The following is a 25,214-nucleotide window of genomic DNA, read 5'->3' as shown; positions in this document are numbered from 1 at the left end:
CTTAGCGCGCCAGCCACCCGCCATCGACGGCGAGGATATGGCCCTGGACGTACGCCGCGGCGTCGGAGGCGAGGAACACGGCTGCGCCGCCGAGGTCCGCGGCATCGCCCCAGCGGCCCGCCGGGATGCGATCGAGGATCGCGGCGTTGCGCGCTTCGTCGGCTTGCAGCGCAGCGGTGTTGTTGGTCGCGATGTATCCGGGCGCGATCGCGTTCACGCTCAGCCCATGCTTCGCCCATTCGTTGGCGAGCAGCTTGGTGAGGCCGCCGATCCCCGACTTCGACGCGGTATAGCTCGGCACGCGGATGCCGCCCTGGAAGGTCAGCATCGAGGCGATGTTGATGATCCGGCCCCTGCCCTGTTCGATCATGTGGCGTCCGGCGGCCTGACACAGGAAGAACACCGACTTCAAATTGGTGTCGACCACCGCATCCCAATCCGCTTCGGTGAAGTCCACCGCATCGGCGCGGCGGATGATCCCGGCATTGTTGACCAGGATGTCGAGCCCGCCGAGCCCCGCCACCGTCTCGTCGACGATGCGCTGTACCGGCGCGATGCTCGACAGGTCCGCCGACACGATCAGCGCGCGGCGGCCAAGGTCGCGGATCGCGGCGGCGGTATCTTCGGCCGGTGTGCGGCCGACGAGTGCGACATCAGCGCCCGCTTGCGCCAGTGCGATCGCGATCGCCTGCCCGATGCCGGTGTTCGCACCGGTCACGACCGCCACGCGGCCCGAAAGATCGAAGGGGTTCATTGCTTGACTCCTCCCCTCCCTGCAAGGGAGAGGCCGGGGGTGGGTGGGGTCCGGGGATACGGTGGCCGGCAGTGCTCGCCCGTCCGTACCGCGAGCACGCCACCCCTCCCCGACCCTCCCCTGTCAGGGGAGGGAGGTTCGGCTTACGCCAGCTGGCAGATGTCCAGCACGGTCATGTCGGTATAATCCTGGTTCTCACCCGCCATCGCCCAGATGAAGGCATAGGCCTTGGTCCCGGCGCCCATATGAATCGACCAGGGCGGGCTGATCACCGCTTCCTCGTTCTGCATCACGATGTGACGCGTCGCCTCGCCCTCGCCCATGAAGTGCATCACGCGGTCGGTGTCGAGATTGTCGAGCTCGAAGTAGAAATAGATCTCGCTGCGCCGCTCGTGGATGTGCGGCGGCATCGTGTTCCACACGCTGCCGGGCTTCAGCACGGTGAGGCCCATCACCAGCTGCGCGCTGTCGCAGATGCCGGGGATGACGAGCTGGAAGATCGTGCGCTCGTTCGATTCCGCCAGGCTGCCGCGCTCGAGCGCATTGGCGTCGGCGATGCCGAGCTTGCGCGTCGTATAGGCCTGATGCGCCGGGCACGAAGCGAGGTAGAAACGCGCGCCGTCACCCGAAAACTGAACGTCCTTCGCCCCCATCGTGACGTACAGGCAGTCCTTGTTGCCGAGCTCGAACGTCTCGCCATCGACCGTCACGGTCCCGTCGACCTTGCCGACGTTGACGATCGCCATCTCGCGGCGTTCGAGGAACGGGTGGCCCGCCGCCGATGCCGGCTCGGTCTGGTCGGGCAACTTCACGCTGCCGCTCGCCACCGCGACGCCGCCGATCACGAAGCGCTCGGCATGCGTGTAGTTCAGCACGCATTCGCCGTCGCGGAACAGCCCCTGGATCAGATAGCGGTCGCGCAACTCGTCGTTCGACACGCACTCCATCATGTCCGGATGCGTCGCGTAATAGGTCCGGTCGTACATCAGTGATCGTCCTTGGTAAGCGGCAGGTCGAGGCCCAGCCAATAGATGCGATTGGCGTTGCCGGCGAACAGCGCACGGCGGTGGCTATCGCCCAGATCGATGACGGCGGCATGGCACGCCTCCATTTGCGCGTCGATACTGCCGAACAGGCGGTCGGTCGGCAGGTCGCTCGCAAACATCGCCCGCTCCGGGCCGAACAGGTCGATGACGGTGCGCACCGTGTCGCGCACGAACGCCGCATCCCAGTCGCGCCGCGCAAACCCGAAGCCCGACAGCTTCACCGCCACCTGCGGACAGGCGGCCAGCGCAGCAAGACCGCGACGCCATTCGCCGTAGCCGTCGGCGTCGCTCAGCACCGCCATGCCGGCATGGTTGACGATCACCGGAACCTCCGGATGCCGCGCGGCGAGCGCCGCCATCACCGGCATCTGCCCCGGATAGCATTGCAGGTCGAAGGACAGGCCATGCCGCGCCAGCGCCGCAAAACCGCGCTGCCACGCATCGTCCTGCGTCACATCACGCGGGGTATAGCTGCGCTGCGGATCGGCGTGCCAGTTGACGATATGGCGGATGCCCCGCACCCGCGGGTGGCGGGCGTGCACGGCAAGCACCGTCTCCACCTCGGGATCGTCAAGCGCCGCGAAGGCGACAATGCCGGTCGGCAGCCCATCCGCCTCCGCCAGCCCCTCCAGCCATTCGGTCTCGGCGAGCGCGTCTGCGGGACCGGCACCGGCATCGACATGCACCGCGCCGACGACGTTCCACCGCGCCATCTCGCGCCGGTAATCCGCGGGCAGATAGGTGCTGGCGATCGGCTCGACCGATCCGTTGGGGCCATCGTCGGCGAAGGGCGGGGTCAGCCACGGATAGCGCAGCCGCGCGAGGTCCCACAGATGAATGTGCGCGTCGACGAACGGAATCGCCGCCTCGCCGCCCGCATGCGTCATCAGTAGGTCGTCCGCCCGCCCGACGTGTCGAAGGTCGACGCGGTGGTGAAGCTGCATTCCTCGCTGGCCATGAAGCAGACCATCGCCGCGCTTTCCGCGACTTCGCCCAGCCGCCCCATCGGAATCTTGCCGCGCATATAATCGACCTGGCTCTGCGGCAGTTGCGCGAGGATCGGGCTCTCGAACGTCGCCGGGGTCAACGCATTGGCGATCACGCCCTTGCCCGCCAGTTCCTTGCCCAGCGATTTGGTGAGGCCGATCACGCCCGCCTTGGTGGCCGAATAGGCGGAGGCGTTAGGGTTGCCCTCCTTGCCCGCGACGGACGCGACGTTGACGATCCGGCCATAGCCGTTGGCGACGAGATGCGGCACCACCGCGCGGCAGCAATAGAACAGGCCGTTCAAATTGATGTCGACGACGCGCAGCCAGCTGTCGATCGGATATTGATCGACCGAGGCGGTCGCACCCGTGATCCCCGCCGAGCAAACCAGGATGTCGACCTTCCCCAACGCCGCAACGGTGGCATCGGTCGCGCGGGCGACGGCAGCGGCATCTGACACGTCGAACGCCTCGATATGCGTCGCCCCGATCGCCGCCTGGGTTTCGGCGAGGCGGTCGGCGTCGACGTCCCACAAGGCGACGCTGCCGCCTTCCTCGACGATCCGCTTGGCGACCGCGCAGCCGAGGCCCGACGCGCCGCCGGTGACGATCGCGGTGCGGCCGGCGAAGCGGCCTGCATAGCTGGTCACGCGGGCAGCTCCATCGCGAAGGGCACGCAGGTCTGGCGCTGTTCGCCGAGGCCGGTGATGCCGAGGTGCATCGTGTCGCCTGCCTTCAGAAAGATCTTGTCGGGCTTCTGCCCCTCGCCCACGCCCGGCGGCGTGCCGGTGATGAGCAGGTCGCCCGGATGCAACGTGATGAAGCGACTGACATAGGCGATGCATTCGGCGACCGGGAAGATCATCGTCGCCGTATTGCCGGTCTGCATCCGCTTGCCGTTGACGTCGAGGAACATGTCCAGCGTTTGGCAGTCGCCGACCTCGTCCGCCGTCACCAGCCACGGGCCCACCGGGCCGAAGGTGTCGCAGCCCTTGCCCTTGTCCCACTGGCTGCCGAGTTCCTTTTGGAACGCCCGCTCCGACACGTCGTTGGCCAGCACATAACCGGCGACATGATCGAGTGCATCCGCCTGTTCGACGTAGCGGCAGGTCTTGCCGATCACGATGCCCAGCTCGACCTCCCAGTCGGTCTTCTGCGAATCCCTGGGGATCATCACGGGATCGTTCGGTCCGGTCAGGCACGAGATCGCCTTGGTGAAGAAGATCGGCTCGGGCGGCGGTTCCAGACCCGCTTCCTTGGCGTGGTCGGCATAGTTGAGGCCGATCGCGATGAACTTCCCGATGCCGGCGACGGGCACGCCGTAGCGCGGGGTACCCTCGACCAGCGGCAAGGTGGCGGGACCGATTTCGGCGAGACGCGCCAGCGCCTCGGGCGTCACCTCAGCGGGCGTCACATCGGCGATCACGCCCGACAGGTCACGTATGCGTCCATCCGCATCGATCAGGCCGGGCTTTTCGGCACCGCGGGTGCCGTAACGACAGAGCTTCATGGGACAAATCCTCAGTGCGTATAGGGGCGATGCAGCGGCACGTCGGCGTTCAGCTCGACGCCGAAGCCGGGCTTGTCGAGCGCGCTCGCGCGGATGCGGCCGTTCTGCGGCACCGGCTCGCCCAGCAATTGCGGCGCGAACATCGGCACCACCTCGGTCGGGCCGGGGTGCATCATCAGGAATTCGGCGAAGGGCGAATTGTGCCGGGTGATGACGAAATGATAGCTGTAGACCGATGATCCGTGCGGGATCATCATCACGCCGCGGCTGTCGGCATAATTGGCGATCTTGATCAGTTCGGTCACGCCGCCGCACCAGCCCACGTCGGGCTGGATGATGTCGCAGCAGCCCATGTCGATCAGCATGCGGAAGCCCCAGCGGGTCGCCTCATGCTCCCCGGTGGTGACGAGCAGGCCCGGCGGCGCCTTCTTGCGCAGCTCGGCATAGGCCCAATAGTCGTCGGGGCTGAGCGCCTCCTCGATCCACTTCAGCCCGCATTCGTTCCAGGCCCGGTGCGCGAGCCGGGTGGCATAATCGAGGTCGAGCGCCATCCAGCAGTCGTACATCAGCCAGAAATCGTCGCCGCATTTGCTGCGCATATCGGCGAGCAGCGCGATGTTCTTCTCCAGCCCCTCCAGCCCTTCGGCGGGACCGTGATGAAGCGGCAGCTTGCCGCCGATGAAGCCGAGTTCCTTGGCCACGTCGGGCCGCGCGCCGGTCGCGTAGAATTGCAGTTCGTCGCGCACCGCGCCGCCCAGCATGTGATAGACCGGCTCGCCGCGCAGCTTGCCGAGCAAATCCCATAGCGCCAGGTCGACGCCGGAGATGGCGTTCACGACCAGCCCCTTGCGGCCGTAATATTGGGTCGAGAAATACATCTGGTCCCAGATCTTCTCGACCTCGTGCGGGCTGCGGCCTTCGAGGAAGCGGGCAAGATGCTTTTCGACGATATAGGCGGCGGGCTCGCCCCCCGTCGTCACCGCAAAGCCGATCGTACCGTCTTCCGCCTCGATTTCGACCACCAAAGTGCCGAGCACATTGATACCGAAGCTCTGCCGCGACTGGCGATATTCGGGATAGCGGCTCATCGGCGTGGCGATGTGATCGTCGATCCAATGGCCTGCGCCCTGATCGTGGTAATCCGCCCCCGCCCCGCGCGCGACGAAGGCGCGGACATGCTTGATCTTCGACAACGCCACGGCAAGCCCCTCTGCCCGGTTTACTTTCTCACTTTATGGGATAGGATACTAGCTAGTGAGACTCCGGGCGTCAATCGGCTCTTTGGCTGAAATGGCACCGGGACTACAGCACAATGGATCGACGGAGAGGAATGCGATGAAACTGCTCGAAGGCAAGACGGTGGTCGTCACCGGCGCCTCCACCGGCATCGGCCGCGCCATCGCCATCGGCGCAGCGCAGCATGGCGCGGACGTCGCGATCAACTTCGCGCGCGACACGGACGGCGCGGCGCAATGCATCGCGGGGATCGAAGCCGCCGGCCAGCGTGGGCTTGCGATCCAGGGCGACGTCGCCGATCCCGCCACCGCGACCGATTTCATTGCGCAGGCGGTGCAGGCGTTCGGCAAGGTCGACGTGATGGTGTCGAATGCCGGCATTTGCCCGTTCCACAGCTTCCTCGACATGCCGGTCGAGACGTTCGAACGCACGATGCGCGTCAACCTGCACGGCGGCTATTATATGTGCCAGGCGGCGGCGCGGCAGATGGTCGATCAGGGCCATGGCGGATCGATCATCGCCGTCTCCTCCATTTCGGCGCTCGTCGGGGGCGAATTCCAGACGCATTACACCCCGACCAAGGCCGGACTCCATTCGCTGATGCAGTCCGCCGCCATCGCGCTGGGACGGCACAATATCCGCTGCAATTCGCTGCTGCCCGGCACCATCCTGACCGAGATCAACAAGGACGACCTCGCCGACGAGGGCAAGCGCACATATATGGAAGGGCGCGTACCGCTGGGGCGGCTGGGCGTGCCGGAGGATATGGCGGGGCCGGCCGTTTTCCTCGCGTCCGACCTGGCGCGCTACGTCACGGGTGCAGCGTTGCTGGTCGATGGCGGCGCCTTCGTGAACCTGCAATAGGCGGGACCTACCCACCATAGCGCCGCCTGCGCACGTCGCCGAGTTCGCAACGCGGATTCAGCGACGTCCGCGGCGCATGGTCCGCACTCCCTTGGTTCTGGCCGCTGATCGGTCAGATATCCCGCGTTTTATCGCTCGACAGCGCCCCGTGCGCCGGGCAAATAGTCCCATATTATGGCACGAGGACGCAGGTCGCTCGCGTCGCAGGAGAGCTCGACCATGCCCGCTTCCGCCGCCAAGGCCGCCTCAGCCGATTCCAGCGAGGCAAAGGCCCCCTCCGGCAGCCAGACGCTGTTACGCGGGCTCGACCTGATCGATGCCGTCGCCGATCGCCCGATCGCGCTCGCCGAACTCGCCAGCCGGCTTGGCCTGACGCGCAGCACGACGCATCGCCTCGCCAGCGCGCTGATCGACCGCCGCTTCCTCACCTTCACGCCGCGCCAGGGCTATCGCCTGGGGCCGAAGCTGCTCGAACTGGGCTTCCTAGCGCAGCAGCAGGCCGACGTCGTTCAGATCGCACGCGACCATATCGAGGCGCTGGCGGCCGCGTCGGAGGATACGGTGCATCTCGGCGTGCGCGACCATGACCGCGCCCTGTATCTCGATAAAATCCCCGGCCGCCGTCGTGTGGAGATCAGCAGCCGCGTCGGCGATCGCCAGCCGATGACGTCGACCGGACTTGGCAAGGCGTTGATGCTCGACGATCCCGAACGGCAGTGGCAGCCGCATTTCGAAGCCGATCATAACACGGCCGATTACGACCTGTGGCTGTCGCGGATGCGGGGCTATGTCAGCCGCGGCTGCGCGTTCGACCTTGAGGAGAACGAAGACCAGATTCGTTGCGTCGCCGCGCCGATCCGCGATGCCAGTGGCCGCATCGTCGCGGCGATCAGCGTGTCGAGCGCCGCGCAATATATGTCCGACGATCGCATGACGACGCTGACCGACGAGGTGCTCGGCACCGCGCATGCGATCAGTCGCGACCTCGGCTGGCGCGACCCGGCACAGGGCTGACCCTTCTCAAATACCAATCATCGCTTGCACTATATGGGATAGTCTTCCATACCCGCAGCACGGCCGACAAGAGCCGTGGGCGACAGGAGGATGGGTGCATATGGCGACGATAAAGCCACTGCTCGGGATCGCCGCGATCCTGCTGCCGCTGGCGGCCAGCGCCGCCTCGCCGGAGCAGGCAAGCCCGATGCGTATCGTCATCGCCGGCGATTCGACCGCCAAGGATTACAACGCGCAGCAATATCCGCTGTCGGGCTGGGGCAGCATGTTGCGCTGCGCGGTCGGGCCCGAGGTGACGATCGACGATCGCGCCCAGGCGGGTCGCAGCACCAAGAGCTTCATGGCGGAAGGACGGCTCGACGCGATCGCGCGGACATTGAAGCCGGGCGATACGCTGCTGATCCAGTTCGGCCATAACGACGCAAACCAGGCCAAGCCGGAACGCTACACGCCCATTCCCGATTACGAAGCGAACCTGAAGCATTTCATCGCGGTCGCACGCATGGCGCATGCGCAGCCGGTGCTGATCACCCCGGTGACGCGCCGCGCCTTCAAGGACGGCCAGGTCGTGCCGAGCTTCCCCACCTATTCCGCCGCCGCCAAGCGCGTCGCGGAGGAAACCAAGGTGCCGCTGATCGACCTTGCCGCGCTGTCCGAACGCTGGATCGACGCGCTGGGGCCGGACGGGTCGAAACGCTTTTACCTCCATTACGCCAAGGGTGAGGGGCTGCCCGGCTATAAGGACGCGGTCGACGACGACACGCACTTCAGCGAGCTGGGCGCGCGCCGCATCGCCGATCTGGTCGCGGGCGGTCTCGCGGCGACCGGCCTGCCGATCGCGGGCCACATCCTGACGGATCGCCCCGCTCTGCACCGCGATACGCCCGCAGGCGGCCCGTCGTGTACGCTCTGACCGCCTTGGCGGCTGCGGTGGCGGTGGTTGCGCCCGCCGCCGTGCCTGCGCGCACCTACGTCCTAGCCGGCACGACCCGCGATCCCGCCGCGATCCGCGTGGCGGCCGGCCGGGCCTATGCCGACGGGTTCGGCTATGAGGCCGATCCCCATCTCTTTTCCATCGCGGCGGCACCCGGCAATTATGCGGTGACGGTCACGCTGGGCGATCCCGCCCGTGCGACGGAGACGACGATCAAGGCGGAGAACCGCCGCCTGATGCTCGACGCGGTTCGCACGCGTCCCGGCGAAATCATCACGCGGCGATTCATCGTGAACGTCCGCAACCCCCAGCTGGCACCGCCGCCCGCCAACGCGCCCGGCGGCAGTGCAGTGCGTCTGAAGCCCCGCGAGCTCGGCGCCCTCAACTGGGACGACCGGCTGACGATCGAGGTGCTGGGTCACGCGCCCGGCCTGCGCACCGTGTCGATCGCGCCCGTCGACGTACCGACGCTGTTCCTGCTCGGCGATTCCACCGTCACCGATCAGCCCGCCGAACCCGCGGCGAGTTGGGGCCAGATGCTCCCCGCGTTCCTGGCGCCCGAGATCGCCGTCGCCAACCATGCGGAGTCGGGCGAAACGCTGAAATCCTTCCTGACCGAGCTGCGGCTCGACAAGGTACTGGCGAGCGCGAAACCCGGCGACATCGCGATGATCCAGTTCGGCCACAACGACCAGAAGACGCAGTGGCCGCAGACCTATGCCGATGCGGCGACGACCTATCGCGACTATCTGCGCACCTATATCGCCGAGCTGCGCCGGCGCGGCGTCACGCCGGTGCTCGTCACCTCGCCCGAGCGGCGCATGTGGACCGCCGACGGCCATATCCGCCCGACGCTCGCCGATTATGCCGCCGCGGTCCGCGCCGTCGGGGCGGAAACGCAGACGCCGGTCATCGACCTGAACGCCGCCTCGATCCGTTTCTACGAGGCGCTGGGGCGGACGCGCGCGCCGCTCGCGTTCAACGACGACGGTCGCGACGCGACGCATCACGACAATTACGGCGCATGGGTGCTCGCGCATATCGTCGCCGATGCCGCCCGGCGACAGGTGCCCGCGCTCGCCCGTCTGGTGCGCCGCGACCTGACCCCGCTCGACCCCAGCCAGCCGCCTGCGCCCGAGGCCTTTCGCCTCGCCGCCAGCGGCGCGCACAGCACGCAACGCCCGGCAGGAAACTGACATGCCATTGGACCGCCGCACCCTGATCGCCGCCGGCCTGTCGCTCGCCGCGACGCCGCGCGTGGCGCTCGCCGCCCCCGCCGTCAGCCGCTTCCCGATCTGGCCCGCCACCCCGCCGGGCATGCCGACGCCGCCGATCGTCGACACGTTCGTGCTGCGCGCACCCAAGGGCCCGGCCGACAATATCGCCTGGCCGCATGTCGCGACGCCGATGCTGACCGTCTGCCCCGCGGCGAAGCCGAACGGCGCGGCGGTGCTGCTGATCTCCGGCGGCGGCTATGCCCGCGTCGCCGTGGGGCGCGAGCCGTCCGCGGTCGCGCGCTGGCTTGCGGCGCAGGGCGTCACAGCGTTCGACCTGCTCTACCGCCTGCCCCACGACAATTGGGCGGTCGGTCCCGATGCGCCCTTGCAGGACGCCCAGCGTGCGCTGCGGGTGATCCGTTCGCGCGCACGGGAATGGGGCATCGATCCGACCAATATCGCGGCGATGGGCTTTTCGGCGGGCGGGCATCTCGCTGCGCGCCTTGCATCGCAGTCGGCGCTCAAGACCTACGCGCCCGTAGACGGGGCGGATACCCAACCGACGACGATCAAGGCCGCCGGCCTGTTCTTCCCGGTCATCACGATGACGCAACCCTTCGCCCACGCTCAGTCGAAGCGCGAACTGCTCGGCAAAGCCCCCGACGCAGCGACTGCCGCGCGCTATTCCGCCGAGCTGAACCTGCCCGCCGACATGCCACCGACCTTCCTCGGCCATGCCGCCGACGATCCCGTCGTGCCCGTCGCCAACAGCATCGCGATGTTTCAGGCGGTCCACGCCCTCCCCCGCCCGGCCGAACTGCACATCGTCGAGACGGGCGGCCACGGCCCGCGCCTGATCGGCGCCGACGGCAAGCCTCACCCCTGGCTCGCGCGCTTCGCGACCTTCGCTCACCGCCACGGCCTCAACATTCCCGGAGACGACGCATGAGCCAGCCGATCGCATTCCGCATGATGCTGAAGCCCGGCATGGCGGAGGAATATCGCCGCCGCCACGACGCGATCTGGCCCGACCTCGCCGAGGCTCTGCGCGAGGCAGGTATCTACGATTATTCGATCTTCCTCGATGAAGAGACGAACGCGCTCTTCGCCGTCCTGCGCCTCCACCCCGACGACAAGCGCGACGCTCTGCCTGCTAAGCCGGTGATGCAGCGCTGGTGGGATTATATGGCCGACCTGATGGAGGTGCAGCCGGGCAACCGCCCGGTCGAAGCGCCGCTGACGCCGATGTTCCACTTCGCATGAGCCTCACCGCCGCCCTGCTGCTGGCCGGTGCCGCCGCGCCGCAGGCCGCGCCCGCGACCGAGGTGCCGCGCGTCACCTTCGACAGTCGCTCGCTGCGCATCGACGGCAAGCCGACGCTGATCTGGTCGAGCGAATTTCACCCCTTCCGGCTGCCCTCGCCCGATCTGTGGCGCGACATCCTGCAGAAGATGAAGGCCAGCGGCTTCAACACCGTCGCGATCTATATCGACTGGGGATTCCACAGCCCGAAAAAGGGCGTCTACGATTTCAGCGGCATTCGCGACATCGACCGGCTGCTGACCATGGCGCAGGAGGAGGGACTCTACGTCATTACCCGCGCCGGGCCCTATGTGAATGCCGAGCTGTCGCGCGGCGGCTTTCCGGGCTGGCTGGTCAACCAGCCGGGCAAGGCGCGCACCGACGATCCCGAATATCTCGCGGCGGTCGACGAATGGCTCGACCGGATCAACCCGATCATCGCGCGGCACCAGCTGGGGCGCGGCGGGACAGTCATCCTCCACCAGATCGAGAACGAACTGGCGCTGACCACCCCCGCCCAGGGCCGCTACATGCAGCATCTGTACGACAAGGCCCGCGCCGACGGCATCACCGTACCGATGTTCCACAACGACCAGGGCCGCAACGGCTATTGGGTGCCCAAAAACTCGGGCGTGCCCCTGACCGTGCCGGGACCGCAGGAGCTCTACGCGTTCGACGGTTATCCCGGCGGCGTGTGCGGCGTCGACAACAAGCCGACCAAAGGCGCCCCCGCCCCCGACTGGGGCCTGTACGGACCCGGCGGCGCCAAGGGCGGCGCCAGCGCCTCGCCCAAGACGCCAGGGTTCATCGCCGAGTTTGGCGGCGGGTGGTTCGACTATTGGGGATCGAACGGCATGTATCCGTGCAACGCGATCCAGCGCGGCAGCGGATACCAGCGCGTATTCTACGGCACCAACATCGCCAACGGCATCGCCATCCAGAGCATCTACATGGGCTATGGCGGCACCAGCTGGGGCTGGCTGCCCGCGCCGGTGGTCTACACCTCCTACGATTACGGATCGGCGATCGACGAGGCGCGCAATCTGCGGCCCAAGGCGCTGGAGCTGAAGCAGATCGGCCAGTTCCTGGCTGCCGTGCCCGACCTCGCCCGGCTGGAGAAGGCACCACCCGTCGCGATCACGGGCAGCGAGGCGGTGCAGGTCTATCACGACCGCAATCCCGATACGGACGCGCGTCTGCTGTTCGTCGCGCCCAAGCCGTCCAACGCGACCGGCGACGCGCGCTTCACCATCGCCGCCGACCTGCCCGATGGCCACTACAGCTTCGCGAGCGAGTTGCACGGGCGCGATGCCAAGCTGCTGGTCGCCGGGGTGAACCTCGAGCGGCAGCGGCTGGTCTATTCGACCTCCGAATTGCAGACGATGATCCGCCACGGCGCGGAGGACATCGCGCTGTTCTATGGTCGCGCGGGTGAGCCGGGCGAAACGGTGCTGCGCTATACGAGCGCGCCTAAGGTCACGGTGATCGACGGGCAGGTTTCCAGTGCCTTCGATGCCGCCAAGGGCGACCTGCGCCTGACCTATACCCATCGGGGTCTCGCCCGCGTACGGATCGAGGGCGGCGGGCGTGCGCCGCTGCTGCTGCTGATCGGCGACGTGGCGGCGGGACAGAGCTTCTTTCGGCAGGACGGCCTGCTGGAACGCGGCCCCGCGCTCGTCCGCCACGCCACCGTGCGGGGCGCGACGCTGGACCTGACAGGGGATACCGAAACCGCCACTCCGCTGGAGGTCTGGGGGCCGGTGCGCTCGGTCCGCTGGAACGGACAGGCGGTGCCCGTCACCGACTCGGTCAGCGGCAGCCTGATCGCCAGACGCCCCCTGCCCGCACCGCAGCCGCTTGCGCTGCCGGACCTGACCACCGCAACCTGGCGCTATGCTGAGGGGTCGCCGGAAGCCCGCCGGGACTTCGACGATTCCGCCTGGGCCACCGCAGGCTCGGCACGCAACGTCGCGACCATCCGCCCGCCGACCGGCCAGCTCAATCTCGGCGCGGACTCCTATGGCTTCCATGACGGCGACGTCTGGTATCGCGGCCGCTTCACCGGCTCTGCCGACGCGCAGACCGTGACCGTCCATTACGGCGCGGGCGGTGCCGGCATGCTTCAGCTGTTCCTCGACGGCCAGCTGGTTGGCCAGCATGAGCTGGCGGGCGGCCTGCCCCGACCGATCACCACCGGCGTCGCGGAATTCGCCCTGCCCCGGGAGGCACAGGCCCCCGGCGAGCATGTGCTGGCGGCGATGGTGCGGGTGAACGGCCACAATTGGGACCTCGACGTCGACGATGCGCACAAGGAACCGCGCGGCCTGATCTCCGTCTCGCTCGCGCGGCCGGGCGGCGACAGCTTTGCCGTGCCAATCGCGTGGAAAATCCAGGGCCGCGTGGGCGGCGAAGACCTCAAGGATGTCGCCCGCGGCCCCAGCAACAATGGTGGCCTGTATGGCGAGCGCATGGGCTGGACGCTGCCGGGCTTCCCCGACGGCGCATGGGCAGCGCGCAAGCTGGCCGACGCCAAGCCCTATACCGGCACCAGCTGGTATCGCACCTCCTTCGACCTGTCCGTACCCAAGGGCGATGACGCAACGATCGGCGTCCAGATCGGCGATCCCAAGACACCGCGCTCGCCCAATCGCTACCGCGTGCTGATCTTCGTCAACGGCTGGAACATGGGCCAGTTCGTATCCAACGTCGGCCCGCAACGCGTCTTCCCGATCCCGGACGGCATCCTGCGCCATCGCGGCCGCAACACGCTAGCGCTCGCCGTCACCAGCGACGGCGCGCCCGGCAACGCGATCGAGCCGGTCAAGCTCGTCACCCTCCATCACGCACGCGGTGGCGTGCCCGTCACCGACGTGGCCGCTCCCGCCTATCGCGACCTCTATCCAACCCCCTGATCCTTACGGAGACCCTTTCCCGTGGCAGCCCTCAATCACGACATCCCCCGCGCCGAGGTGACGGCGCAGATCGCCAAGCTGATCGACAACCTCGTCAACATCAAGGATGAGACCGGCGAGTTCCTGCTCCGGCTGGAGGACGGTCGCGTCATCGACACCAAGGGGTGGAACGATTGGGAATGGACCCATGGCATCGGCCTGTTCGGCCTGTACCGCTATTGGGAGCAGACCGGCGACCAGGCCGCCTGGGACGTGATGCTGAAATGGTTCGAGGACCGCTTCGCCGCGGGCACGCCGACCAAGAACATCAACACCATGTCGCCCTTCCTGACGCTCGCCAACCTGTACGAGCAAACCGGCGACCAGACGTATCTGCCCTATCTCGACATCTGGGCGGAATGGCTGATGGCGGACGACGGCCTGCCCAAGACCGAAGAGGGCGGCTTCCAGCATATCGTCTTCAACGACGAGAACCCGCAGGAGATGTGGGACGACACGCTGATGATGAGCGTGCTACCCCTCGCGCGCATCGGCCAGATCCTGGGTCGCCCGCACTATATCGAGGAGGCCAAGCGCCAGTTCCTGATCCACATCAAATATCTGTTCGATCGCCAGACCGGGCTCTGGTATCACGGCTGGACCTTCGATGGCCGCCACAATTTCGCGGGTGCCTTGTGGGCGCGTGGCAATTGCTGGGTCACGATCGCGATCCCCGAAATCATCGAGATGCTCGACCTGCCGCCGGGCGACGCGTTCCGCACCTTCCTGATCGACACGCTGGCGGCACAGGTGAAGACGCTCGCCGAACATCAGGACGACAGCGGCCTGTGGCACACGCTGATCGTCGATCCGACCAGCTATCTCGAGGCGTCGGCCACGGCCGGTTTCGCCTATGGCATCCTGAAGGCGGTGCGGAAGGGCTATCTGCCACGCCATTACGAAGCGGTCGGGATCAAGGCGATCCGCGCCGTCCTCGCCAATATCGATGACAAGGGCGAACTGAAGCAGGTCAGCTTCGGCACCGCGATGGGCGATACGATGCAGTTCTACAAGGACATCGCCCTCACCTCGATGCCCTACGGCCAGAGCCTGGCGATCTGCGCGCTCGGCGAATTCCTGCGGACGTACATCTGATGACCCAGGCCGCCATCGCCCCCGCCCGTCCGGTCCGCTGGTACAATTTCGCGGCCTATGGATCGAACGACATCCTTGGCGCCGGGTCGATGGCGGTCATCAGCACCTGGGTGCTGTTTTTCTACACCACCTTTTGCGGCCTGTCGGCGGCGCAGGCGACGCTGATCTTCGGCATCGCCCGCGTGCTCGACGCGGTGGCGAGCCCGACCATCGGCTATATTTCCGACCGGTTCGGCGACACCTGGGCAGGGCGAAAATTCGGGCGGCGGCGGGCGTTCATCCTCGCCGCCATCCCGCTGCTGCCCTCGTTCGCGATCATGTGGGTGTCGGGCCAGACCTTCTGGTATTATCTCGTCACCTACGTCCTGTTCGAGCTGGTCTATGCGCTCGAAATCATCCCCTACGAAACGCTCGCCGCCGAAATGGCGAGCGATTACCGCAGCAAGGCGAAGTTCGCCGGCTGGCGCATCATGTGCGGCCAGATCTCCGCGATCCTCGCCGCGATCCTGCCCGGCCGGTTGATCGAGCATCTCGGCAAGGATTCGCCGGACACCTACCTCTACATGGGTATCCTGTTTGCCGTGCTGTTCATGGGTGCGGCGACGCTGCTGTACCTGTTCAGCTGGGAACGTCCGCGGTCGGCGGAAACCGCAGCGCTCGCCCGCGAAAGGATGACGCCGACCGCCGCGATCCGCGATCTCTACCGCAACCTGTTTTCGACGCTGCGCATCCGCGCGTTCCGCCTGCACCTCGGCATGTATCTCGGCGGCTACATCAGCCAGGATATCTTCAACGCCGCCTTCGCCTATTTCGTCGTCTTCGCATTGGGCGGCACGACGCTGGCGGTGTCGAACCTCGCCGGTCTCACCTATGCGGTGCAGACGGTCGCGGTGCTGCTGGCGATCAACTTCGCGCTGCGGGCGTCGCCCGCGCTCGCCTATCGTATCGCGGGCGTCAGCTTCGCGATCGGCGTGCTGATCTTCCTGGGGCTGTGGTGGAGCGGTCATGGCGCCAGCGGCTGGATCTTCGCGATCCCCGTCGTCTTCGCCGGACTCGGCCGCGGTGCGCTCAACTACATCCCCTGGGCGACCTACAATTTCATGGCCGACGTCGACGAGATCGTCACCGGCCGCCGCCGCGAGGGCGCGTTCGCCGGCGTCATGACCTTCGTACGGAAGATGTCGCAGGCGATCGCGCTGATCGCGGTCGGGCAGATCCTGCAGCTGTCGGGCTTTGTCGCCGGCGCGACCAGCCAGTCGTCGGTCACCGTCCACGCGATCGTCGCGGTGATGATCGGCGGCACGCTCGCCATCCTCGCCTTCGGCCTATGGGTGTCGCTGCGCTTCCGCCTAGATCCCACCACCCATGTCGTGCTGATGGACGAGATCGAGCGCCTGCGCGCCGGCGCCACACAGCCCGCCACCCCGCAGAGCGGCGCGATCGTCGAGGACCTGTCGGGCTGGCGCTACGACCAGCTGTGGGGACGCAACCCGGTCCTTTGACCGGGCTGCGCCCTTCCCTCACTCCGGCGTGTCGGACGCCTTGGTCATGCCGAGGTAGAAGCCCGTGTGCGGCGGCTGGTTATACGCCGTGTTCTGCCACGCGATCCCGGCGCGGTAGACCGGGTCCTGCAACAGCGTGGTGATCCGGTGCGTCGTCGGCCACGGCGTCGTATAGATGCGCAGCTCGCGATTGTCGGCGCTACGCCACACCACCTCCTCGCGCCAGTCGCCGATCAGGTCGGCCTGCAGCGCTGGGGTCGCCTTGGTGCCGTTGTTCGACGCCGCTCCATCCGCCACCAGCAGCGGTTCGGCCTTGCCCGTCTTCCAGTTCCACTTGCTGATGGTCGTGCCGTCGAGCAGTTCGCGCAGCAGATCGCCGTCCCACCAGATCGCGAAGTTGGTCTGCCTGGGGTGCGGCCCGATCGCCTTGCCATGCACGTCGTAGAGGTCGGGCTGGTTCGCCCCCCACATCTCCTCGCCGACATACCGCGGGTCGATATCGGCGCTCAGGCCACGGCCCGTGTCCGTCTTGGCGGGCTTGCTCCACAGGATTTCACCGGTCCGCGCATCGAGCAGCGCCGATCCGATCCCGCCATTATGCGCGATCTGCTCGTGCACCCCGAACTTCTCCAGCCCCGGTCGCGATGGATCGAGGTCGCCGACGTGCATCGTGTCGCCATGGTAAAGCGGCTGCGTCCACAGCCCCTTGCCATCGGCGCTGACCGCCATCGATCCGTAGATCACCTCGTCACGCCCGTCGCCGTTGACGTCGGCAATGCTCAACTGGTGATTGCCGCGATCGGCGTAATCCGCGTTGCCCGGCTGGTTCGTATCGAACAGCCAGCGTTCGGTCAGCTTGCCGTTGCGATAGTCCCACGCCGCGATCGCGGTGCGCGCATAATAGCCGCGTCCGAAGATCATGCTCGGGTGCCGCCCGTCGAGATAGGCGACGCCCGCCAGAAACCGGTCGACGCGGTTGCCGTACGCATCGCCCCATAGCTTCGCCATCTCGGCAAAGCCCGGATCGTTGCGGGGGCCGCGCGGCGGATCATAAGGCGCGGTGGCCAGCGCCTTGCCCGTGCGCCCGTCGAACACGGTCAGATATTCCGGCCCGGTCAGGATACGCCCGGCGAGCTTCGCCACCATCCGCCCGTCGGCGGTGACATGCGCGCCGGTCTTGTCCGCCTGCGGCACCTCGCCGTCATGCTGGCGCCAGTCGGCCTTCGCGTCGCCGATAACGGTGCCCAGGCCATCGACCGTGCCGTCGGCGGTCTTCATCGCCACTTCGGCGCGGCCATCGCCGTCGAAATCCTGCACCAGGAATTGCGTGTAATGCGCGCCAGCGCGGATGTTGCGACCCAGGTCGATCCGCCACAGCCGCTTGCCGCGCAGCGTATAGCCGTCGAGATAGACCGGCCCGGTATAGCCACCCTGGCTGTTGTCATGGCTGTTGGTCGGGTCCCATTTCAACACCAGATCGGGCTGACCGTCACCGTCCAAATCGCCCATACCGACGTCGTTCGCCGTATAGCTATACGCCTCGCCATCCGGCGTCGTGCCGCCCGCAGGGGGATCGAGCGGGATCGACCAATAGCCCTTGGCCCAGACCGGCACCGCCGGCGTCATCGCGCCCGCCGTGCCCGGCGCGATCATCCGCACCGCATAGCGGCTGGCGGGCGTGCCGTCGGGATCGCGGAAGTTGGTCGACTGCGTGACGGGTGCAGAGGTCACCTTACGTCCGTCGCGATAGACGTCGAACCCGACGCCTTTGGGATCGGAAGACAGCGACCGCCAGTCGATCAGCACGCCGCCGCCCTCCGCCGGCACCGCGACGACATCGCGGTCCAGCCGTTCCGCCTGCCGCACCGGCCCTTCCGCCCCCGCCTGCACGGACGCCGCCACGCCCGTTGCCAGCAAGACCAAGCCCGCGATTCCGCTCCGTAATGCCTGCCGTCCCATCGCATTCCTCTCCAGACGCATCGCGCCGCTTACCCCTGCGCCGCCTCGTTGGTGCGGCTTGCGACAGTGATAGCACCCTTTTTCAAAATTCCAATCTATACGATTGCATTCCACATTGTGGTTAGTTACACAGGCAATCGAGAATGGGGCTCCACCGCCGCCAACCCGCGCAGATCGGGGGCAGGCATGGACGCATGAGGGAGGATGACATGACGGGTTCCACTGCATTCACAGTTTCGCGGTCCGGTGCCCGCGCCATGCTGCGCACCTCGGCATGGAGCGCCCTGGCGTTCGGCCTGATCGCTGGCACGCCCGCGCTGGCACAGACCGCAGCCCCGACCGCGCAGGCGCAGCCCGACGCCCCCAAGCAGGACCTCGACGAAAAGGCACCGGGCGATATCGTCGTCGTCGGCACCCGCGCCTCGCTGCAATCCGCGATCCAGCGCAAGCGCAACGCCGGCACCGTCGTCGACTCGATCGTCGCCGACGACATCGCCAGCTTCCCCGACAAGAACATCGGCGACAGCCTCGCCCGCGTCACCGGCGTGCAGCTGAGCCGCGACTTTGGCGAAGGCACCCAGATCTCGATCCGCGGCGTCGAACCCGATCTCAACCGCGTCGAGATCAACGGCGTCGGCCAGTCCTCCGCACTCGGCGCCCGCGCCGGCGACTTCCGCGAACTCGCCTCCGAACTTGTCAAGTCGATCGACGTCTACAAGGGCTATCAGGCCAAGCTGACTGAAGGCGGCCTTGGCGGCACCGTCCAGATCGAAACGCGCAAGCCGCTCGAGCTCAAGCAGGGCATCGCCTCGGTCAACCTGTCCGGCCAGCATCTCGAAACGACCCGCGACTGGCGCCCGCGCGCGACGCTGCTGATCGGCACGCCACATTTCCTGATCGATGGCCTCGGCGTTCTCGCCAACATCACGTACAGCGATGTGACGACACGGCAGGACTACGCCAGCAACACCAACTATAGCCGCCTCGCCGACTTCGACCATTCAGACCAGAAGACGGTCGCCAATAGCGACTATGCCAACTTCAACACCTACGCCAGCTGCGCAGGCGTGGGTGCTACGGCAAGCCAGACCTTTGCCACCCGTCGCGCCGCATGCGAAAATCAATTCTTCGATTGGGCGCCGACCGTTCCGCGCTACCGCAACTGGGTGCGTCGCGATAAGCGACTGTCCGGCGACATTACCGCACAATATGAATTTGCCCACAATTTCCGCGCCTATGCCGAGGTGCAGTGGAACAATCGTGACCAGCGCTTGAACGATGTCAATTACTCGCTCGATATGGGCCGCATCCAGCGCTATCAGCTCGACCCATCGCTCGGCACCAGCTCGACGCCGCAGGTCACGCTGGGTACGTCGACCGTCGGCGCCAATCACGTCGTCACCAGCTACACGACCGCATTGGGTCCGGTGAACATCGGGAGCGCCAGCGCGCCCAACTACAATGGCTCGTCGAATATTCTGGGCGTGCAGCGCCGCGACTTCCAGTACAACCAGAATTCCCGCTATTATATTACTGGCTTCGACTGGACCTTCGACAACTTCCGTCTGAAGGGTCTCGCTTCGCGAAGTGAATCGCGTACCATCGGCAATACCAACCTGATCGCGCTGTCGACCGGCATCGCGGGAATGCAAGTCGATCGGCGCAACGATCTTGGCGTGCCCGTTTTCATCTACCCGAACAACGTCAACCCAGCGGATCCCTCGATCTATACCAGCTACGGCACGCCGGGTAACTTTGCACCGGCAGGCCCCACGGTCCAGTTCCGGCCCAGCGATCAGGGCAACAGCGAGAACCAGCTCAAGCTGGACGGCATCTGGGACGCAGACCTCGGCCCGCTGAAGAGCATCGAATTCGGCGGCCAGTTCCGCTGGGCCGATTATTACACCTATATGGGCGGCGGGTCGCGACTGTTGACTCCCGCCACGACGACGACCCCCGCCGTCTATCAGAGCAGCGCGAACGTGTCGTACACGACGCAGATTGTCGATGCGGCGACGGTGCCACAGCGGGTCGTCGGCACGACCTACTATCTGACCCGCAACGAATACGCGAACCTGATCAGTGCATTGGGCACGACGACCGGCGGCGCACCAATGTTCACCGGCATTCAGGGGATTCCGTCGGCGATCCCCAACCGGTTGGCTTATGCGAATTTCGATCCCAAGGTGCTCGGACTCTTCTACGATCTGTCGGGGTTCAACCAGTCACTGGTTCGGGACGCGAACGGGTTGCCGCAGATCCCGCAGGTCAAGATCGATGAGACGATCGCGTCGGGCTATCTACAGGGCAATTTCGAACAGGACGTTCTGGGCATGCGACTGACCGGCAACGCCGGCGTTCGTTATACCTTCACCAAGGACGTCGGCACCGGCACGAACATCCGCCGTCAGACCCGCTTCAACGCGGCCGGGCGGGTGGAGACCGTCACGCTCGGTGCGCAACAGCTGGCGCTCTCCAACACCTATTTCGATGTTCTTCCGGCGTTCAACCTGGCGCTGGCGATCACGCCCAATCTCATCCTGCAAGGCAACTGGGCCAAGAATCTGGCACGCCCGAGGCCGACCGATCTCGTCCCGAACATCAACTGCCTCGATGACGTGACCGTCGCCGCGGCGGACGACGTCTGCACGGCGGGCAACCCGGAACTCAAGCCCTACCGGGCCGATCAGTGGGAGGTGAACCTCGCCTGGTATCCGAATAAGGATACGTTGGTCAGTCTGGGCTATTACAAGAAGTTCGAGAACAGCTTCGTCATCGGCAATGTCGTTCGTTCGGGCGTGAACCTATTCCAGGACGGCGTAACCTACACCGTACGCCAGCCGGTGAACGGCTTCGGCGCGCTGCTTGACGGCATCGAGGCGAGCGCACAGACGGCCTTTACCTTCCTGCCCGCGCCGTTCGACGGCTTCGGCGCAAGCGCGAACATGACCTACGCTCGTGCGCTCCGCACCAATCTGACGAATCAGGGGACCGGCCAGCCGCTCAACGATTATCCCGGCCTGTCGAAGTGGACGTGGAACGCCAGCATCTTCTACGACAAGGGTTGGCTGAACGCGCGCCTCGCTTACAACTATCGGTCAGATTGGCTGGTGACGGTCGCGGATGCGAACAATGGCAACCTGCCGATCTATCGGAAGGCCGAAGGTTATCTCGATGCCAAAGTGGTGTTCCGCTTCCCGCAGTGGCATTACCAGCTGTTCATGGAAATGCAGAACATCAACAAGGAATATGGTCAGACCTACATCAAGAACATCGGTACGTCGGACGTATTCTACCCGGGTCAGCGCTTCTTCGCCGGTGTATCGCTGAAGTTCTGATGAAAACGAGGCCGGATCGCCAGACGATCCGGCCCTTTTTCTATCGCCGCGAGAACCGCACGTTCCGCACCCGCAAATGACTGCGCGTCGTGCGCAAGCCGAACCAGCCGCGCGTGTAGGGCGCGGCATCGTGCATCGTGAACAGCCGCACGCCGTCGCGCTCCACGGCGATCTCCTGCCCGTTCGCGATCAGGCGGATATGCGTCCAGCGGTTAGGCACCAGCATCGCGGCGGCGTCGCTGCGGTCGTGTTCGGGCAATAGCGGCCGATCCCCCGTTCGGCCGACATAGCGCCGCATGCGCGTCGTCGTGTTCCGATTACCGCCGATGCCGACATAATAGGTCTTGAGCGTATCGTATTCCGCGAAGGCGCCGTTGCGCGGTCGCGCGAGCACCGATCCGCCGGGCACCGCCGGGTCCTGCGCCATCCAGAAGGCATTGACGTCGCTGACCGCATCGTGCGGGCCGCCCGCCTGTACCGCCATCACGTCGTAATCGATCGCGACCGGCCCGGTCAGTGGGCGAGCATACCAGAGCGTCACGCCGTCCGCCGCGTCGATATCGATCTCGCCGCCGCGCAGCAGCGTGACCTTTGCCCCCGGCTCCGCCTCGATCCGCCAGCGCGCCAGGGTTTCGCGCGCGCTCGCCGCCGGCGCCGCGACCACCACCCCGGCGAGCAGCAGCGCGCGCACCATCACAACGTCCCGCCGTCCATCAGCGGCGCGAGCAGCACCAGATTGGCGGTCGCCGCCAGCCCCCATTGCGCGGCATCGTTGGTCGACACGTCGGCCAGTTCGTCGACCGGCTTCAGCACCGCAGGCGGCAGGATGCGCCGCGTGCCCTTCGTCTGATCACGACCCGCACGGTCGCCCGCGCCGGTGAATTCCGCCCAGGCGCGCCGGGCGAGCGCCGTGTCCTTCGTCGCCACCGCCGCATACGCGGTGAAGCGCGAATGCGCCTGCGTCAGCGCGCGCCCCTTGCCGGGATCGCCGGTCTTCGCGCGGAACGCTGCTTCGGGCGCGTTGTAATACGCGCAATAGTCGATCCACGCCGCGCGATAGGCGGGCACGTCGACCAGTTCGAGCAGTTCGGCCATCGTTTCGAACACGCCGAAGACGCCGTTGAGATGGCTCATGCTAACGGTATCGCCGCCGCCCACGAACCGCCCGGTGGCAAGGTCGAACGCCGCACCACCTGCGAACCATTGCTTGAGTAGCGTCGGGATGGTGCGCATGCCCGCGACGATCCGGTCGCGCCAGCGCGTATCGCGCGTCCGCTCCCATTCGGTCATCCAGGCGGCGACCAGCGGGCCCCAGATCGTGCCGAACGACATGAACACCTGCCCCGCCGGCAGCGGTTTTTCGGAGACGACCGCCCCCGTCCCCACGGTCGCGCCGTCATTGGGCAGATGCGCGCCGACCTTGCGCATGATGTCAACGTTGGCGAGCATCCGGTCGCTGTCGATCAGCGCGTGCATCAGGTCGCCGCAGCGTTCGTCGGCGGCGAGGTAATAGAAGATGCGGCGATAGGCGGCGTTGGAGATGCGCGGCTGTTTCGAACTGTCGCCCCAATGCTGCACGCCGTGACGCGTGCCGAAGCCCTTGAAGCGGCCGGTATGATAGACGTCCACCTCGCCCGTGTGGCGCGTCATCGCCTCCGCCATGCGGAACACGTCGGCGCGGCCGGTGCGCAGATAGGCGTACCAGAGCCACAGGTCGCTCGACAGCTCGCTGTTATCCCAGGCGAAACCGCCGATGTCGTAGCGCCAGACGTGCCGGTCGTCGTCATAGCTGTGCATGACGTCGCCATAATTCCAGAAGCCATACCAGCGACGCTGCTCGATCTGGCAGATGTAGAAGTCCAACTCCCTCGCCGCGCGGGTTTCGATGCCGCCGCGCACGCCGGGTCCAGGCGGCGTGGCAGGGCCCCAGATGCCGAAGACATGGGCGTCATGCACCGCGGCATTGGCAGCGACGATGCGCGGCGGGCGGGCGACCTGCACCGCCATCTGCGCAAGGCGCGTACGGCTCGGCGTGGCGGGCAAGGCCCATAGCCGGAACTCGCTGGTCCGCGCGATGCCCGACGCATCGCCCCAGCCCGGCTCATAATCCTCGTAGGTGACGTCCAGCCCCAGATTCTGGTGCGCGTAATCCGCCATGCCCATCGTGCCGTGATAGAAACGCAGGTCCATCGCCGGCGCGTCGGGGGCGTGATACCAAAGCGTGAAGCGCGCCGCGTCACCGTCCGCGCCGGCAACGTCGAGGCCGACGGGACAGCGCTGCCAGAAATCGTGCATGGCAAAGGCAACGCCGCCGCTTGGTCCCCCGATATAGCCGAGGCCCGCGGCGCGCTGGCCGCCATCCACGTCGACCCAGCCATGGCCCGGTCCGGTCCGCTTGGTGATCGCGAAGCCATCCGCATTGGGCTGGCGCAGGCGGAATTCGCCCCAGGCCGGGATATAGTCGAGCTTGTCGCGCACCGCCGCCGCCATCTGGCCGATCGGCGGTACGGCGCGGCCCTCGGTCTGGGCGGTCCGGAACGCCTTGCCGGGATCGCGACGCAGGCCGGTGAGCGGCCGCACCGCCTCGGCCCACAGGCCGCCATCCTGTCCGGCGAAGCGGATGTGACGGTCGTACAGCGCATCGCGCAGCGGCGCCTCGCCGGTGACACCCAGTCCCCGGACGAAGCGCCTAGCGGGATCGCCGTCGAAGATCAGGCTATGCACCACGCGCACCGACGCCGACCCCGCGTGGAAGTAGAGGCGGAGCGAGAAGGGCAGCCACCGCTCGCCCTCGCCCTCGCCCTCATGCTGGCCTTCGACCCGCACCACCGCGCGGATCGGCCCGGTCTGTTCGACCACCGCACGATCGATCCGGCTGGCGTAGCGCAACCGCCGCGGAGCGGCCTCGGCATCATCGTCGGACCCGTCCTGTGCCGATGCGGTCAGCGCGACGTTGCGCAGCACCTCGCGCCCGCCGCTGGCCGCGCTGCGGATGATCGCCGCGCCGCTGCGGCCGATCGTCCACACCGTGTCGCCGACGACGACCTCGATCACGTCACCTCGTTCGGTGACGCGCACTGCGGCGCCAACGCCGCCGGCCTTCCCCGCCTCGACCCGCAGGTCGGCTGCCAGCGCGGCGTCGGCGGGCACCGCATGGCCGGTCCATTTGATCGATCCATCGGGCCACCATGCCAACGGCCAGCTCTGCACGGGTTGCGTCGCCCCGCCTGCGCGGATCCGGTACGCATCGGCCAGTCGCGTGCCGCGCGGCCAGGGCTGCCCCCAGGTCATGCCCTCATGCGCTGCGGGTGGGGGGCCGTCGAGCCAGCCGGCATTGCCGCCGGCCGCGCCTGTCGCATTCGCGACGGTCTCGGCGGCGGCGACCGCCTCCGTGCCCATCACGCTTGCCGCGGTCGCGGCCGTCGTCGAAAGCAGGAACGTCCTGCGGCTCCAGTCGGCCATGTCCGGCACCCTCTCAAATATAGGACAGCTTTTCATCATATGAT

General features: G+C 66.8%; 19 protein-coding genes. 10 read left to right on the top strand and 9 right to left on the bottom strand.

Translation table 11 applies throughout. The annotated features are described in order from the left end of the window. Position 1: 1 nt before the first annotated feature. The 6 genes from kduD to rhmD all read right to left on the bottom strand — a co-directional run bounded on the left by kduD (position 2) and on the right by rhmD (position 5,495). A complete protein-coding gene (gene kduD, locus GGR47_RS03895; protein WP_183949434.1) occupies positions 2 to 754 on the bottom strand; it encodes a 2-dehydro-3-deoxy-D-gluconate 5-dehydrogenase KduD in 753 nt (250 codons plus the stop codon). 143 nt (positions 755 to 897) lie between these two features. Continuing rightward, positions 898 to 1,740, bottom strand: a complete 843-nt coding sequence (gene kduI, locus GGR47_RS03890) for a 5-dehydro-4-deoxy-D-glucuronate isomerase (RefSeq protein ID WP_183949433.1) — start codon at positions 1,738 to 1,740, stop codon at positions 898 to 900. After that, the gene (locus GGR47_RS03885; protein WP_147036078.1) at positions 1,740 to 2,687 is read right to left on the bottom strand and encodes an amidohydrolase family protein; all 948 of its coding nucleotides are present in this window, start codon (positions 2,685 to 2,687) and stop codon (positions 1,740 to 1,742) included. The genes kduI and GGR47_RS03885 overlap by 1 nt, the downstream gene beginning before the upstream one ends. Continuing rightward, positions 2,687 to 3,436 carry an SDR family NAD(P)-dependent oxidoreductase gene (locus GGR47_RS03880; protein ID WP_147036079.1) on the bottom strand — a complete coding sequence of 250 codons (750 nt, stop codon included), beginning with the start codon at positions 3,434 to 3,436 and terminating at the stop codon, positions 2,687 to 2,689. The genes GGR47_RS03885 and GGR47_RS03880 overlap by 1 nt, the downstream gene beginning before the upstream one ends. Next, entirely contained in the window at positions 3,433 to 4,296 is an 864-nt protein-coding gene (locus GGR47_RS03875) for a 2,4-didehydro-3-deoxy-L-rhamnonate hydrolase (RefSeq protein WP_147036080.1), read from the bottom strand. Before GGR47_RS03875 ends, GGR47_RS03880 begins: the two co-directional genes overlap by 4 nt. Positions 4,297 to 4,307: 11 nt before the next feature. After that, complete coding sequence (gene rhmD / locus GGR47_RS03870; RefSeq protein ID WP_147036081.1) at positions 4,308 to 5,495, bottom strand: L-rhamnonate dehydratase; 1,188 nt, start codon at positions 5,493 to 5,495, stop codon at positions 4,308 to 4,310. 136 nt (positions 5,496 to 5,631) lie between these two features. Here rhmD and GGR47_RS03865 point away from each other — a divergent pair, with 136 nt between their 5' ends. From GGR47_RS03865 to GGR47_RS03825, 9 genes are all read left to right on the top strand, one after another. Next, positions 5,632 to 6,396, top strand: coding sequence for an L-rhamnose 1-dehydrogenase Lra1 (locus GGR47_RS03865; protein WP_147036082.1), 765 nt, complete (start codon positions 5,632 to 5,634; stop codon positions 6,394 to 6,396). Positions 6,397 to 6,615: 219 nt separating this feature from the next. Then, on the top strand, positions 6,616 to 7,410 hold the full coding sequence (locus tag GGR47_RS03860; RefSeq protein ID WP_147036083.1) for an IclR family transcriptional regulator: 795 nt from the start codon (positions 6,616 to 6,618) through the stop codon (positions 7,408 to 7,410). 100 nt (positions 7,411 to 7,510) lie between these two features. Continuing rightward, a complete protein-coding gene (locus GGR47_RS03855; RefSeq protein ID WP_147036084.1) occupies positions 7,511 to 8,323 on the top strand; it encodes a rhamnogalacturonan acetylesterase in 813 nt (270 codons plus the stop codon). After that, positions 8,311 to 9,540, top strand: coding sequence for a rhamnogalacturonan acetylesterase (locus GGR47_RS03850; RefSeq protein WP_244305036.1), 1,230 nt, complete (start codon positions 8,311 to 8,313; stop codon positions 9,538 to 9,540). The genes GGR47_RS03855 and GGR47_RS03850 overlap by 13 nt, the downstream gene beginning before the upstream one ends. 1 nt (position 9,541) lies before the next feature. After that, entirely contained in the window at positions 9,542 to 10,510 is a 969-nt protein-coding gene (locus GGR47_RS03845) for an alpha/beta hydrolase (protein ID WP_147036085.1), read from the top strand. Next, a complete protein-coding gene (rhaM, locus tag GGR47_RS03840) occupies positions 10,507 to 10,824 on the top strand; it encodes an L-rhamnose mutarotase (RefSeq protein ID WP_063688162.1) in 318 nt (105 codons plus the stop codon). Before GGR47_RS03845 ends, rhaM begins: the two co-directional genes overlap by 4 nt. Then, positions 10,821 to 13,775: a beta-galactosidase gene (locus GGR47_RS03835; protein ID WP_147036086.1), complete on the top strand. Its 2,955-nt coding sequence runs from the start codon at positions 10,821 to 10,823 to the stop codon at positions 13,773 to 13,775. Before rhaM ends, GGR47_RS03835 begins: the two co-directional genes overlap by 4 nt. Before the next feature lie 21 nt (positions 13,776 to 13,796). Next, positions 13,797 to 14,909, top strand: a complete 1,113-nt coding sequence (gene bglB / locus GGR47_RS03830; protein WP_063688158.1) for a beta-galactosidase BglB — start codon at positions 13,797 to 13,799, stop codon at positions 14,907 to 14,909. Beyond that, a complete protein-coding gene (locus tag GGR47_RS03825) occupies positions 14,909 to 16,411 on the top strand; it encodes an MFS transporter (RefSeq protein WP_147036087.1) in 1,503 nt (500 codons plus the stop codon). The genes bglB and GGR47_RS03825 overlap by 1 nt, the downstream gene beginning before the upstream one ends. 18 nt (positions 16,412 to 16,429) lie before the next feature. Here GGR47_RS03825 and GGR47_RS03820 read toward each other — a convergent pair whose 3' ends face one another. Then, the gene (locus GGR47_RS03820; protein WP_147036088.1) at positions 16,430 to 18,370 is read right to left on the bottom strand and encodes a rhamnogalacturonan lyase; all 1,941 of its coding nucleotides are present in this window, start codon (positions 18,368 to 18,370) and stop codon (positions 16,430 to 16,432) included. Between the two features lie 209 nt (positions 18,371 to 18,579). Here GGR47_RS03820 and GGR47_RS03815 point away from each other — a divergent pair, with 209 nt between their 5' ends. Next, the gene (locus GGR47_RS03815; RefSeq protein ID WP_244305037.1) at positions 18,580 to 21,708 is read left to right on the top strand and encodes a TonB-dependent receptor; all 3,129 of its coding nucleotides are present in this window, start codon (positions 18,580 to 18,582) and stop codon (positions 21,706 to 21,708) included. Positions 21,709 to 21,748: 40 nt separating this feature from the next. Here GGR47_RS03815 and GGR47_RS03810 read toward each other — a convergent pair whose 3' ends face one another. Together GGR47_RS03810 and GGR47_RS03805 are read right to left on the bottom strand one after the other, a co-directional pair. Further along, complete coding sequence (locus GGR47_RS03810) at positions 21,749 to 22,402, bottom strand: DUF6250 domain-containing protein (RefSeq protein WP_221204581.1); 654 nt, start codon at positions 22,400 to 22,402, stop codon at positions 21,749 to 21,751. Continuing rightward, a complete protein-coding gene (locus GGR47_RS03805; RefSeq protein WP_147036090.1) occupies positions 22,402 to 25,170 on the bottom strand; it encodes an exo-rhamnogalacturonan lyase family protein in 2,769 nt (922 codons plus the stop codon). Before GGR47_RS03805 ends, GGR47_RS03810 begins: the two co-directional genes overlap by 1 nt. Positions 25,171 to 25,214 lie beyond the last annotated feature (44 nt).

This window comes from Sphingomonas aquatilis (assembly GCF_014196115.1).
In the GTDB taxonomy this organism is placed as follows: domain Bacteria; phylum Pseudomonadota; class Alphaproteobacteria; order Sphingomonadales; family Sphingomonadaceae; genus Sphingomonas; species Sphingomonas aquatilis.
Note: the sequence above shows the minus strand (reverse complement) of the source record. Positions and strands in the feature narration are given on the sequence as shown.